Origin of the sequence: Enterobacter sp. BNK-14, from assembly GCF_047456095.1 — a bacterium.
GTDB classification, from domain to species: Bacteria; Pseudomonadota; Gammaproteobacteria; order Enterobacterales; family Enterobacteriaceae; genus Enterobacter; species Enterobacter kobei.
In genome coordinates this window covers 4,582,859-4,596,124 of the sequence record NZ_CP179897.1, presented here as the reverse complement: position 1 = coordinate 4,596,124, position 13,266 = coordinate 4,582,859, and the positions used below count along the sequence as shown (strand labels likewise).

At 52.4% G+C, this 13,266-nt stretch carries 14 protein-coding genes; 6 read left to right on the top strand and 8 right to left on the bottom strand.

Translation table 11 applies throughout. The features are described from left to right. Positions 1-8: 8 nt before the first annotated feature. The 4 genes from holB to pabC are packed head-to-tail and all read right to left on the bottom strand — an operon-like array spanning position 9 to position 3,474. The gene (gene holB, locus ACMGGM_RS21790; RefSeq protein WP_176260512.1) at positions 9-1,013 is read right to left on the bottom strand and encodes a DNA polymerase III subunit delta'; all 1,005 of its coding nucleotides are present in this window, start codon (positions 1,011-1,013) and stop codon (positions 9-11) included. Further along, positions 1,010-1,651 carry a dTMP kinase gene (gene tmk, locus ACMGGM_RS21785; protein WP_014883388.1) on the bottom strand — a complete coding sequence of 214 codons (642 nt, stop codon included), beginning with the start codon at positions 1,649-1,651 and terminating at the stop codon, positions 1,010-1,012. Before tmk ends, holB begins: the two co-directional genes overlap by 4 nt. Beyond that, positions 1,641-2,663, bottom strand: a complete 1,023-nt coding sequence (gene yceG, locus ACMGGM_RS21780) for a cell division protein YceG (RefSeq protein WP_023332704.1) — start codon at positions 2,661-2,663, stop codon at positions 1,641-1,643. The genes tmk and yceG overlap by 11 nt, the downstream gene beginning before the upstream one ends. A 1-nt stretch (position 2,664) precedes the next feature. Then, positions 2,665-3,474 carry an aminodeoxychorismate lyase gene (gene pabC / locus ACMGGM_RS21775; RefSeq protein WP_023332703.1) on the bottom strand — a complete coding sequence of 270 codons (810 nt, stop codon included), beginning with the start codon at positions 3,472-3,474 and terminating at the stop codon, positions 2,665-2,667. A gap of 392 nt (positions 3,475-3,866) precedes the next feature. On the opposite strand from pabC, the gene ACMGGM_RS21770 reads away from it, so the two are divergent. The 6 genes from ACMGGM_RS21770 (at position 3,867) to ACMGGM_RS21745 (ending at position 9,802) form a co-directional block, all read left to right on the top strand. Continuing rightward, a complete protein-coding gene (locus ACMGGM_RS21770; RefSeq protein ID WP_014883385.1) occupies positions 3,867-4,406 on the top strand; it encodes a fimbrial protein in 540 nt (179 codons plus the stop codon). A gap of 78 nt (positions 4,407-4,484) precedes the next feature. After that, entirely contained in the window at positions 4,485-5,156 is a 672-nt protein-coding gene (locus ACMGGM_RS21765) for a molecular chaperone (RefSeq protein ID WP_014883384.1), read from the top strand. A 38-nt stretch (positions 5,157-5,194) separates the two neighbouring features. Further along, on the top strand, positions 5,195-7,738 hold the full coding sequence (locus ACMGGM_RS21760; RefSeq protein WP_063943004.1) for a fimbria/pilus outer membrane usher protein: 2,544 nt from the start codon (positions 5,195-5,197) through the stop codon (positions 7,736-7,738). Beyond that, positions 7,729-8,730 carry a fimbrial protein gene (locus tag ACMGGM_RS21755; RefSeq protein WP_096218192.1) on the top strand — a complete coding sequence of 334 codons (1,002 nt, stop codon included), beginning with the start codon at positions 7,729-7,731 and terminating at the stop codon, positions 8,728-8,730. Before ACMGGM_RS21760 ends, ACMGGM_RS21755 begins: the two co-directional genes overlap by 10 nt. Positions 8,731-8,746: 16 nt before the next feature. Further along, complete coding sequence (locus ACMGGM_RS21750; protein WP_047361706.1) at positions 8,747-9,274, top strand: fimbrial protein; 528 nt, start codon at positions 8,747-8,749, stop codon at positions 9,272-9,274. Between the two features lie 6 nt (positions 9,275-9,280). Beyond that, complete coding sequence (locus tag ACMGGM_RS21745; RefSeq protein ID WP_063943002.1) at positions 9,281-9,802, top strand: fimbrial protein; 522 nt, start codon at positions 9,281-9,283, stop codon at positions 9,800-9,802. Between the two features lie 61 nt (positions 9,803-9,863). Here the strand turns inward: ACMGGM_RS21745 and fabF are convergent, their stop codons facing one another. From fabF to fabD, 4 genes are all read right to left on the bottom strand, one after another. Continuing rightward, positions 9,864-11,105 carry a beta-ketoacyl-ACP synthase II gene (gene fabF / locus ACMGGM_RS21740; RefSeq protein ID WP_014883379.1) on the bottom strand — a complete coding sequence of 414 codons (1,242 nt, stop codon included), beginning with the start codon at positions 11,103-11,105 and terminating at the stop codon, positions 9,864-9,866. Between the two features lie 91 nt (positions 11,106-11,196). Further along, positions 11,197-11,433, bottom strand: coding sequence for an acyl carrier protein (acpP, locus tag ACMGGM_RS21735; protein WP_003857954.1), 237 nt, complete (start codon positions 11,431-11,433; stop codon positions 11,197-11,199). A 154-nt stretch (positions 11,434-11,587) separates the two neighbouring features. Continuing rightward, complete coding sequence (gene fabG, locus ACMGGM_RS21730) at positions 11,588-12,322, bottom strand: 3-oxoacyl-ACP reductase FabG (protein WP_008500795.1); 735 nt, start codon at positions 12,320-12,322, stop codon at positions 11,588-11,590. 12 nt (positions 12,323-12,334) lie between these two features. Next, on the bottom strand, positions 12,335-13,264 hold the full coding sequence (fabD, locus tag ACMGGM_RS21725) for an ACP S-malonyltransferase (protein ID WP_014883378.1): 930 nt from the start codon (positions 13,262-13,264) through the stop codon (positions 12,335-12,337). Positions 13,265-13,266 lie beyond the last annotated feature (2 nt).

The window sequence follows — 13,266 nt, the reverse complement described above, 5'->3', positions numbered from 1 at the left end:
TGTCTCTCTCAGAGATGGGAAACAGGCGGCGTAACGCCTGGTTGCAGGTAATGTTCAATACGCAGTAACTGGTCGGTCAGTAACAGCTCGCGATTAAGACCCGTTACGGTTAAAAGCTGTTCCCGGCTTTCGCAGATATCATGAAGGATAGCGTGCAAGGACGTTCCTGAAAGGCGGCTCGCCAGCAGGTTCACCAGTGGCCACGCGTCCGGGTTTGTCAGTAGTGTTGCCCGCTGCTGGAGCTTTAGCGCATCCAAAAGTAAGGACGCCAGCCAGTGCAAACGCTCAACGGCCCGATCGCTATTCAGTGCAGGCAGCAAGCTCAACCAGTCCTGGCTGTTGAGCGAAGCCTCGACAGCCTTACAGAGCGTTTCTCGCTGCGACCAGACGTCGGGTTGCAGTAATGCCAGCGCCGCTGCGGGCGCGCCGCTGCTCAGGCGAAGCGCAGAGAGCGCACTTTCCTGTGACGTTGTCACCTCGCGTTCTAGCCAGCTCAAGGACCATGATTCCTGGGGCACCGCAAGGTGATGAAGACGACAGCGGCTGCGCAACGTTGCCAGCAATCGGCCCGGATCGCGGCATGAGAGGAAGAACCATGTTTTCTCCGGCGGCTCTTCCAGCGTTTTGAGCAGCGCGTTAGCCGCCGCCTCGGTCAGTAATGCAGCGTCGTTGAGCCAGACGACTTTCGCCCCGCCCAGTCGCGCATGTTCGTACAGTTTTTCACTGACTTCGCGCACGGCATCAATACCGAGCGCGCTTTTGCCCTTCTCAGGCGCCAGCGTGTAATAGTCAGGATGCGTGCCCGCCTGCATCAGCTGGCAGCCACGGCATTTCCCGCAGCTTTTGTGCCCTTCAGGCTGCTGGCACATCAGGAAACGGGTAATGGCGTAAATTAGCGCATCATCCCCCATCCCCGGCAATGCATGAATCAGTAACGCATGATGCCCCCGACCGGCCTGATAGCTGTTGATCAGCTGTTCAAAGTGCGGGCGCAACCATGGATACCATTTCATGCCTGCTGCTCCTGTAGCCACTGCGTAACGGTCTGCTGGATGTCTTGCGTGACGTCTTCCAGCGATTGCGTCGCATCGATGGTACGAATTGAGCTGTCCTGCGCGGCCAGCTCAAGATAGCGTGCGCGGGTGCGGTTAAAGAAATCAAAGGACTCTTGTTCAATGCGATCCAGCTCGCCGCGCGCGCGGGCGCGTTTGAGGCCCACTTCCGGAGTGACATCCAGATAGAGCGTCAGGTCCGGGCGAAAATCACCCAGTACGGCATTACGCAGCGTTGCCAGCATTGTCTGGTCAATACCGCGTCCCCCGCCCTGGTACGCCTGAGTGGACAGATCGTGACGGTCGCCAATCACCCACTTGCCATCGGCCAGAGCGGGTTTTATCACTGTCTCAACCAGCTGGACGCGGGCCGCATAGAACATCAGCACTTCGGCTTTGTCAGTGATAACTTCGTCGCCAACAGATTTGATATCCAGCACCAGGCTGCGCAGTTTCTCAGCCAGCTGAGTGCCGCCTGGCTCTCGGGTGAAGACCATGTCAGTGACGCCAAGCGCGTTCAGCGTTTCCACCACTACGTCGCGAGCGGTGGTTTTCCCCGCGCCTTCGAGTCCCTCAATGACGATGTATTTACTGCGCATTTTTTTCCTTAAGTGCCTTCAGATAGTCCTGAACAGAGCGATTATGACTGACAAGATTGGTGTTAAAGGTGTGCCCCCCTTTTCCGTCAGCCACAAAATAGAGATACGGTGTTTTGGCCGGATGCGCGGCGGCTTTAAGCGACGCCTCGCTCGGCGTTGCAATCGGGCCCGGCGGCAGGCCGTTAATGACGTAGGTATTATACGCCGTTGGCGTCTCGAGATCTTTCCTCGAAATCTTTCCGCTGTAGCGCTCGCCCATGCCGTAAATAACGGTAGGGTCGGTTTGCAGACGCATGCCAATGCGAAGACGGTTGATAAATACCGACGCGACCCGATCGCGCTCGGCAGCAACGGCAGTCTCTTTCTCGATGATCGAAGCCATGGTCACGAACTGGTTTTGATCTTTATAGGGCAGCCCTTCCATACGCCCTTCCCAGGCGGAATCGACTGCCGCGACCATCTTTTTGTGCGCCCGTTTAAGAATTGCGACATCCGTCGTGCCCGCGGTGTACATCCAGGTGTCCGGCCAGAACCAGCCTTCCACCCACTCAGGATGCTCAAATTTCAGCACCCCGGCGACCGTCTCGTAACGATCATCTTTCAGAGTGTGCTTGATATAGGGCGCATCACGCAGCTGTTTCAGGTAATCGCTCAGTCGCATCCCTTCGACAAAACGCAGCGGGAACTGCGCTTCTTTGCCACTTTCCAGCAGCTGCAGCATCTCCCTGACGGTCATGCCGGGCGTAAAACGATAGGTACCGGCCTTGAAGTGAGACAGTTCCGGCTCGATACGCAGTAACCACTGGAACACGCGCGGGCGGTTGATGATTTTATCGCTGTAAAGCTGTTCGCCCAGCGCCATCCGCCCGGTACCGGCTTTAAGGGTAAAAATCGTCTCGTCTTTAATGAGGATCTTACTGTCCGCCAGCTGGAAAACTTTCCATACACCGACGCCGGCGGCAGCGCCGAGGACAACCAACAGTAACAGAACAAGGCGTAACAGTTTCATCATGCTAATCGGACGACTCACAAATTGGGGCTAAATAGTGGTAAAGTTCGCGCGCGGGCCACTCTCGCTCTGCGTAGCGCTGTACGGGGACAACCGGCATTAGCGCGTTACAGATAAGCACTTCATCAGCCTGCGCGAGCGCCGTTAGCGGCGCATTCACTTCGACAACGCGATACGCGGTCAGTGCCAGTTGGGCGATAATAAACTGCCGCATAATGCCGTTTACGCCCGCCTGATCGAGGCGTGGGGTAAAGACATCCTGCCCACAGCGCCAGAACAGATTTGCGGCACAGCATTCCGTAAGCCACCCATCGCTGTCAAGGACAAGGGCTTCATCGGCATCCGTCTGCTCAAGATGAGAACGAATCAGCACCTGCTCAAGGCGGTTGAGGTGCTTCATTCCTGCAAGATAAGGGTTGCGACCCAAGGGGATCGGGCTGAGAGCAAGCGTTACGCCGGTTTCTTTCCAGCGTGCGTAATGCGTAGGATATTCAGAAACGCTCAGGATGCGCACCGGTTGCTGACAGCCTGCGGGGCTATAGCCGCGACCGCCAGCTCCACGCGTGATAACGACCTTTAACACGCCGTCACCCTTTTTTTGCGCCATATCCCGCATTTCCGCAGCAAGGGTTTCCCATGCATCAAACGGGATAGCCAACCTTGTGCAGGCCGTCTGCAAACGTGTCAGATGGTGGCTGAAAAGTGAAACAACGCCGCCGCTAATTCGAGCAGTGGTAAAACAACCATCCCCAAACTGAACGCTACGATCGTTCACATCTAACTTTTTTTGTAACTCACCATTAATTAGATACATTCACCCTCCATATAAATACCTGACTAGGGTGGCAGGTGAAAGAGGATATCGCAAGTCTGTTATCTTCGAATAAATGTAAAAAAGCACAGGAAGGTTGGGCGCGCCTACGCCTGTATACATGAGAGAAATGCTATTCATCTATTAATGAATAAATGAAATATTATTCACGGAGAGGATTATTAAAGTTAAATTAAAAACACTCATTAGATATAGTTTATAGTTCATATTTTAGCACATAGATATAATCCCCCATGTGAATACCCAAGTGCGCAAGATAGTTTTAAAAACACAAGACAATGTTTCTTGCTGAAAACTATCGAGCATCATCACATCGTGTGCCATGAGTACTCACCTGTGTTTTATATCAATCACACTCTTCAAGGACATTATCAATGAAAGGAAAAGTAGCGGCTGTTGCCTTAATCACTACACTCGGAATGGTTTCTGCCGCGCAGGCCGATGATGGACAGGTAAATTTCACCGGTAATATCATCGAGCAAGGTTGTAAAATTGACACCACCATGACCGCGCCGCAGACCGTCAAGTTAGGTGATATCGCTAAAACTGCTCTGCCAGAGGCTGGTTCTGTTGCCGCGAATACTCGCTTTACTCTGAAACTGTCTGAGTGCCCGGCAGACCTGAAAGGCAAAGCTGTTGTTGTGAAATACACCGGCAAACCAGACGCCACTAATAATGACTATCTGGAAGTCACCGGCGCAGGCACCACTGGCGTTGCCAAAGGCGTTGCTATTCAGTTGCTGAACGGCGACGGCACCGCGTTACCGCTGGCAACCGCATCTAAAGCAGCGACCATCGATGCGACTGCTGGCACCGCTACCATGAATTTCAGCGCACAGTATATCGCAACTGCCGCTACCGTTGAGGCGGGTTCCGCTAACGGTACCGCTAACTTTACGCTGGCATACAATTAATCATCGCGCGATAAATTTCCGCCTTTGGCTATAAGCAATGCCGGGGCTTCCCGGCATTGCTATTTTGAGGTTAACCAGATGAAATTAGTGAATTCATTAATCGCCGCTGCATTTGTTTTTTCAATGGCAACAGCGCAAGCGGGTGTTATTATTGGAGGCACTCGCATTATATACCATGCAGACAAAAAAGAATCTTCCCTGGACGTCAAAAACCCAGACCCATACTCCTATTTAATTCAGTCATGGGTTGATAAAGATGAAAACGACACCAGTAAAACACCGTTTATCGTCACGCCGCCCCTGTTCCGCTTAGCTGGCAATGAAGAAAACAAACTGCGTATTATTAATACGGGCGGGAATCTGCCACAGGATCGTGAGTCACTGTTCTGGATGAACATTAAAACCATTCCGGCAACAGAAAAGTTAGACAACGTAAATACCCTACAGATTGCGATTAAGACACGTATCAAACTCATTTATCGCCCCGCATCGCTTACTGAGATGCCGGAAAAGTTTGCCAGCAAGCTTAGCTGGAAACGCAGCGATCAACAGCTTACGGTCAGTAACCCAACCCCCTATTACATGAACTTCAGCGAAGTCAAAGTCGGTGCCAGTACGGTTACGGATGCGACATACGTTGCGCCCATGTCCAGCGCGACCTTCAGTCTTCCGGCAAATGCCAAAGGCAATATTCGCTGGAAAATTATCAGTGACTTCGGCGCAGCTGGCGCGGAACACCAGACGCAGTAATCACTCATTAGATACTCGGACTCCGAAAGGATCACGGAATGATCAGAGCTAAAAAAAATAAGATCTCGCCAACCAGGCTGGCCTGCTTCATCGCATTGCAGTGTACATTCTCGTTGTCGCACCCTGCCTGTGCCCGGGAATATTTTAACCCCGCGCTACTGGGTATTGACGGTCCAGGTAAAGACATTTCTGACCTAAGTGCCTTTGAAGAAGGTGTTGGCCAAATGCCGGGTACTTATCGCGTTGACGTGCTGGTCAATCAGACATTGACTGGCACACATGACATTGAATTTAGCATGCAAAAGGACAGTCACGGCCAGACATCATTGCAACCGTGCATAAGCGTGGAGATGCTACGTGACTTTGGCGTCCGAACCGAGCAATTTCCGCAACTGACCGGAGAGAACCATTGCGCAAACCTGGCCGCTATTCCCAACGCTGCTACTCAGTTCGTCTTCAATAAACAGCAACTTTTGTTGAGCATCCCTCAGGCGGCGATGAATAACCAGGCGCGTGGATATGTTGCTCCAGAACGCCTGGATGAAGGCATCAATGCGCTGCTGCTTAATTACAGCTTTACAGGCGGCAACACCCAGGCTCGTCACTCTGATATGACCGATTCAGACAGCTATTACCTGAACCTGCGCCCAGGGCTAAATATCGGCCCATGGCGCGTACGTAACTACAGCACCTGGTCACGCAACACCAGCGGCAACAGTACCCAGAATAACTGGGATTCGGCATATACCTACGCTCAGCGAAATATTATCGCGCTCAAAAGTCAGCTGACGCTTGGCGAAAGCAACTCCCCTTCCGATCTGTTTGACAGCGTACCTTTTCGGGGTGCGCAACTGGCCTCCGATGACGACATGCTGCCTGACAGCCTGCGCGGCTACGCACCGGTGGTTCGCGGAATTGCCCGGACCAACGCCCAGGTCATCATTAAACAAAACGGCTACACCATTTACCAAAGCTATGTGTCGCCGGGGGCATTTGAGATCACTGACATGTATCCCACGGGCAGTAGCGGCGATCTGGACGTGACGATTAAAGAAGCTGACGGCAGCGAACAGCACCAGTTGGTCCCCTTCGCCTCACTGCCGGTTCTACAGCGTGAAGGTCGTTTAAAGTACAGCCTGACCAGCGGTCAGTACCGTCCTTACGACAGCGCCGTCGATAAAACATTCTTTACTCAGGGCTCGGCCATCTACGGCCTGCCAGCAGGATTTACCGCCTACGGCGGCGGACAGCTATCGCAACATTATCAGTCGCTACTTGTGGGGATCGGTAAAAACTTTGGTGGGCTGGGAGCCGTATCCGTCGATGGCACGCAGGCCTGGTCAACCCAACAGGATCAGGAAAAAGCGATCGGCCAGTCAATGCGTGTTCGTTACAGTAAAAACATTCTCGAAACGGGGACCAATATCTCCATTTCGGGTTATCGCTACTCAACTTCAGGCTATTACACCCTGCAGGAAGTGCTCGACACCTGGCGGGACAGTGACTGGCAGGACAATACCGAACGCCGGCGTAATCGTGCCGAGATATTGCTTAACCAGAATCTCTGGGAAGGCGCGGGGTCCATCTCGTTAAACGCCATCAGCGAGGATTACTGGAACAGCGACCGAACAATGCGCTCAATCGGCGCGGGTTACAGCAACAGCTGGAACGGCATCACCTGGAGCCTGAACTACAGCTTTAACCGTAACACCACTGATGCCCGCGACAGCGACACCGTTTACAGCGAGGACCAGGTGTTCTCAATGAGTATCAGCGTGCCGCTGGATCGCTGGCTCAGCAGCAGTCGCGCCACCTACAACCTCAATACCAGTAAACATGGCAGCACCAGCCATACGGTCGGGCTGAATGGCACCGCGCTGCAAGATCAGAACCTCAACTGGAGCGTGCAGGAAAGCGAGACGAACCACGATGGGGGTAACGGCGGTAGCGCCAGCCTGGACTACCAGGGTACCTATGCCAGAATGAACAGCGCCTACAGTTACGACCACGATCAGCGCCGGGTAAATTATGGTATCAGCGGCGGTGTGGTTGCGCATGCAAATGGCATTACGCTGAGTCAGGAATTAGGTGAGACCGTCGCTCTGGTTGAAGCGCCGGGAGCAAGCGGTGTTGATATCACGAACCAGACGGGCGTCAGCACCGATTTCCGCGGCTATACCGTTGTGCCGTTTATCAGCCCATACCGTGAAAACACGCTGTCGCTGAATACCGAACAACTGCCGGATGATGCCGACGTTGAGCTTTCTGCGAAAACGGTTACGCCAACCCGAGGGGCTATTGTCCGGGCACATTTTGACACACGTGTGGGTAAACGCGTTTTGATGACGTTAACCCGTCGTGACGGGCACCCTGTTCCGTTTGGTGCAATCGTGACTGACGACAAGAACGCAAAAACCACCTCGATTGTCGGTGATGGTGGACAGGTTTATCTGGCTGGTATGTCACTTCAGGGAAGTGCAACCGTAAAATGGGGTGCAAATAAGCAGTGTCATACCCGCTGGCAATTACCAGAGAGCACATCATCAAGCGCAATTGTAGAGGTCAACGCATCATGTCGTTAAATATAATGCTTAAAAAATGGCTAACCCCTGTTATTTTTATTCCATGTGGTCTGTCAGGCATAAATTGCGCCTACGCAAATTATATTGAAGTTCAATCTTTCCATGTCATGCACCATGGATTTTCTACATTATCTATACCGAATGTCGTGGGCGGCACGACAGACTGGTATGATAATGATTCCATTTATACCGAGACTATCCCCGGCGAAGGAAAAAACTCCTATATTGATTTGTCTGTTAACGGACAATTACTTGCCGACAATGTGACCTGGGCAACAAGCAATCCAGGTATTGGTATTCAATATCAGGTCCATGTTTCATCTGTACCGGGATATTCACCGCAAGATAATCCCACAGCTCCCAATTACCGCATCAATCTGCCAATTGTCGATGGTAGCGCGCGTGACGGTTACTACCATGTATGGTATCGCCTGGTCAGATTAAGTGAAAAAATACCAGCAGGTACTATTATTTCTGTCCCCGACGTAACCATGAACGTACATAACCCTGATGGTGATGGTGTTGCGTTAGATTCGGGCCTGATTCTGTCCGGCGTAGTCAGTCAGCCAATTGTAACTGCCTGTACTATTAACGCACCAAAGGAAATAAAATTATCCCCACTGTATGGCGCAAGCCTGGCAAGTGGCGCATCAAACATTACCGACGTACCCAAAGTTGAGTTGAAAAACTGCCCTGGCGCGATTAATGGGATCACCTATAACTTATTCGCGGTATACGGCGCACACAATGCCAATAATGGGGTATTAAATACGGTCACTGGCGATGGTTACGCCAGCAATGTCTATATTCAGGTACAGAACGCCGATGGTTCTGCACATAAGATCAACAGTGAGATCAATCTTGGGCTTTATGACGGCTCAGGCGACTACACCCTGCCCGATTTTAAGGTCGCTTATTATATTGATGACGCTGCAACTGTTACTGCTGGCAATGTGAAATCGGCCATTGAACTTAAAGTAACCTACAACTAATACATAAGGAATGAAAATGAATATCGCGAATGGAAAAAAAATAGCGATTCTGGCAACGCTCTGCGGAGGTCTGTTTTCTGGCACGTGTTCAGCCAACTCGGTCAATATTGACATTACAGGCACGGTTGTTGCCTCACCCTGTGTGGTCAATGGAGATAGCCCCTCGCTGGCGGTAAAATTAGGTGACAATATACAGGCTGATAGTCTGGCCACTGCCGGAAGTGCAACAAACTGGACTAACTTTACGCTTGCATTAACAAACTGCCCTGCTTCAACGTCCAGCTTTAGCGTTACTTTTGGCGGTACAGCGGATACCGATACTAACTATTATAAAAATACCGGAACGGCCACTAACCTGAAGCTGGAGTTGACCGACGAAACGACTAACACGGCTTACAAGAGTGGCGCCACGTTGCAAAATGTCGCCATCAGCAGCAGTACGCACGCCTATGATTTGAAAATGCGCGCCCGAGCCGTTTCCAACGGCAACGTGATGCCAGGCACCATTATCGGCCAGGCACAGGCCACCTTTACCTATCAGTAATGCAGGATGGGGATGATGATAGAACGGGTAAAATCTACTCTCGCATGCCTGGTGTTTGCACTTTGTAGCTCCGCGCAGGCAACCACTATCGATCTGAGCGGCACGGTCGTGGCGTCTGCCTGTACCGTGGATGCGGGATCCAAAAATCAGACAGTAAGGTTCGATCAAGCACGAGCGGTAAACTTTAGTCGCGTTGGGGCAACCGGAGAATGGCAGGATTTTTCACTCACGCTTTCATCCTGCCCCAGCTCAACGACACGTGTTCAGGCTACCTTGACCGGCGATTCAGACAGTGACGATCAGACAAAATTTGCTAATAGCAGCGGGGATGCAACAGGCATGGCGATGCAGATCATGACCCGCGATCATCTCACCGAGATCTCACCCGCGGGCTCGATTACCGTCGATGTAGACAGAACAACGCACAATGCTCAGTTTCCTCTCGCGGCCCGCCTCTATACCCCTACGGGAACCGTCACGGCAGGCGAATTTAACACCACCGTCCAGTTCACTTTCACCTATCAGTAACGAAAATGTGAACTAAAAAAACGGAGCGCTATGCGCTCCGTTTTTTATGGGCAAGAAACCATTACACGCGTTTGAAAATCAGCGAGCCATTGGTACCGCCGAAGCCGAAGGAGTTACACAGGGTGTACTCCATACCGCTAACCTGACGCGCTTCGTGAGGCACGAAGTCCAGATCGCAACCTTCATCCGGGTTATCCAGGTTGATGGTTGGTGGAACCGCCTGATCGCGCAGCGCAAGGATAGAGTAGATTGACTCTACTGCACCCGCCGCACCCAACAGGTGACCGGTCATGGATTTTGTGGAGCTGACCAGTACGCGGCTGGCAGACTCGCCGAAGATAGACTTAACAGCCTGAGCTTCCGCTTTGTCGCCTGCAGGTGTAGAGGTACCGTGCGCGTTCACGTAGCCAATCTGAGCTGGCGTAATGCCCGCATCACGGATCGCGTTTTCCATTGCCAGCGCAGCACCTGCGCCATTCTCCGGAGGAGACGTCATGTGATAAGCATCGCTACTCATACCAAAGCCAACGACTTCAGCATAAATTTTCGCGCCGCGTTTTTTCGCGTGTTCGTACTCTTCCAGCACGAGCATGCCCGCACCGTCACCCAGTACGAAACCGTCACGGTCTTTATCCCACGGACGGCTTGCCGCCTGAGGATTATCGTTACGGGTAGAGAGCGCACGCGCTGCACCAAAACCACCGACACCCAGAGGGGTACTGGCTTTTTCTGCACCACCCGCAACCATAGCATCTGCATCGCCGTACGCAATCATGCGCGCGGCCTGGCCGATGTTATGTACGCCAGACGTACAAGCAGTCGCGATTGAAATGCTTGGACCACGCAGGCCAAACATGATGGTCAGGTGACCCGCCACCATGTTAACAATCGTGGACGGAACGAAGAACGGGCTGATTTTACGCGGGCCGCCATTCATCAGGGATGTATGGTTTTCCTCGATCAGGCCAAGACCGCCAATCCCGGAGCCGATAGCGGCACCGATACGGGTTGCGTTCTCTTCCGTAATTTCAAGGCCAGAATCCTGCATGGCCTGAACGCCAGCGACAATTCCATATTGAATGAAGGCATCCATCTTGCGCTGTTCTTTGCGCGAGATGATCTCTTCACAGTTAAAATCCTTTACTAAGCCAGCAAATTTCGTTGCATAGGCGCTAGTATCGAAATGGTCGATTAGGCTGATGCCGCTCTGACCGGCAAGGAGAGCTTTCCAGGTGGACTCTACGGTATTGCCGACAGGAGACAACATGCCAAGTCCGGTCACAACTACACGACGCTTAGACACGTTTGTCCTCCAGGGAGGGATAAAAAAAGAGATTCGTGGGACTAAAAAAGATAAAACTCAGGCGGTCGAATGACCGCCTGGAGATGTTCACTTACGCCTGGTGGCCGTTGATGTAATCAATGGCAGCCTGAACGGTGGTGATCTTCTCAGCTTCTTCGTCCGGAATCTCAGTATCAAACTCTTCTTCCAGAGCCATTACCAGCTCAACGGTGTCAAGAGAATCTGCGCCCAGGTCTTCAACGAAGGAAGCGGAGTTCACAACTTCTTCCTGCTTAACGCCCAGCTGTTCGCCGATAATTTTCTTAACGCGTTCTTCGATAGTGCTCATACTCTTAAATTTCCTATCAAAACTCGCTTTCGCGATGGTTTTCGTAGTGTATAAAATGTTGAAAAATTTGCAACTAAATCCCGGCAGGTCTTACCACGATTTTACGTTATTTTGAGGCCATTTGCCCTAATAACGCAAATATTTTCGATCGTGATTAAACCATGTACATCCCGCCGTTGACGTGGAGGGTTTCACCAGTGATGTAACCCGCTTCGTCAGAGGCTAAAAATGCAACCGCACTGGCGATTTCTTTAGGGTCGCCAAGACGACCCGCCGGAACTGCTGCCAGTGTACCCGCACGCTGCTCATCGGTCAGCGCACGCGTCATGTCCGTTTCAATAAAGCCCGGAGCAACAACGTTTACAGTAATCCCGCGGGACGCGACTTCACGCGCCAGCGACTTACTGAAACCAATCAGACCCGCTTTCGCCGCAGCGTAGTTAGCCTGACCAGCATTTCCCATGGTACCAACCACAGAACCAACAGTGATAATACGACCATGACGCTTTTTCATCATAGCGCGCATTACCGCTTTTGACAGACGGAATACAGATGACAGGTTGGTTTCGATAATATCGTTCCACTCATCATCTTTCATTCGCATCAGAAGGTTGTCGCGAGTGATCCCGGCATTGTTTACCAGAATATCCACTTCGCCAAACTCTGCACGAATATTTTCCAGAACAGATTCGATAGATGCAGGTTCGGTCACATTCAGTACCAGACCTTTACCGTTTGCACCCAGATATTCGCTGATGGCCTGAGCGCCATTCTCGCTGGTTGCTGTACCAATCACTTTCGCGCCGCGCGCAACCAGTGTTTCAGCAATTGCGCGCCCGATACCACGGCTTGCGCCAGTGACCAGGGCAATTTTTCCTTCAAAACTCATGGTATTCCTCTTTTATTGCGAGAGTGCCGCTGACATCGCTTCCGGCTCGTTAATCGCGGACGCTGTCAGGGTGTCAACAATACGTTTTGTCAGACCGGTGAGGACCTTACCTGGGCCGACTTCATACAGTTGCTCAACGCCCTGAGCGGCCATAAACTCAACGGTTTTGGTCCACTGTACCGGGCTGTAGAGCTGGCGAACCAGCGCGTCGCGGATGGCTTCCGGCGCGGTTTCGCATTTCACATCGACGTTGTTCACAACGGAAATCGTCGGTGCGTTAAAGGTGATTTTTTCCAGCTCAACCGCCAGTTTCTCGGCAGCGGGCTTCATCAATGCACAGTGAGACGGCACGCTCACCGGCAGCGGCAGTGCACGTTTCGCGCCTGCAGCTTTACAGGCAGCACCGGCACGTTCAACCGCTTCTTTATGACCGGCGATAACAACCTGGCCTGGCGAGTTGAAGTTAACCGGAGAAACCACCTGACCTTCAGCAGACTCTTCACACGCTTTTGCAATCGCGGCATCATCCAGGCCGATAATGGCAGACATGCCACCCGTGCCTTCCGGCACCGCTTCCTGCATGAATTTACCGCGCAGTTCCACCAGACGCACCGCGTCAGCAAACGCGATCACACCGGCGCAGACCAGCGCAGAATATTCTCCCAGGCTATGACCCGCGAGCAGCGCGGGGGCTTTACCACCCTGCTGCTGCCAGACGCGCCACAGTGCAACGGAGGCGGTCAGCAATGCTGGCTGGGTCTGCCAGGTTTTGTTCAGCTCTTCGGCCGGACCCTGTTGAGTCAGCGCCCACAGATCATAACCCAGCGCGTCAGAAGCTTCACGAAAAGTCTCTTCAATGACCGGGTAGTTTGCTGCCATTTCAGACAACATCCCAACGGTTTGAGAACCCTGGCCCGGGAACACAAAAGCAAATTGCGTCATTT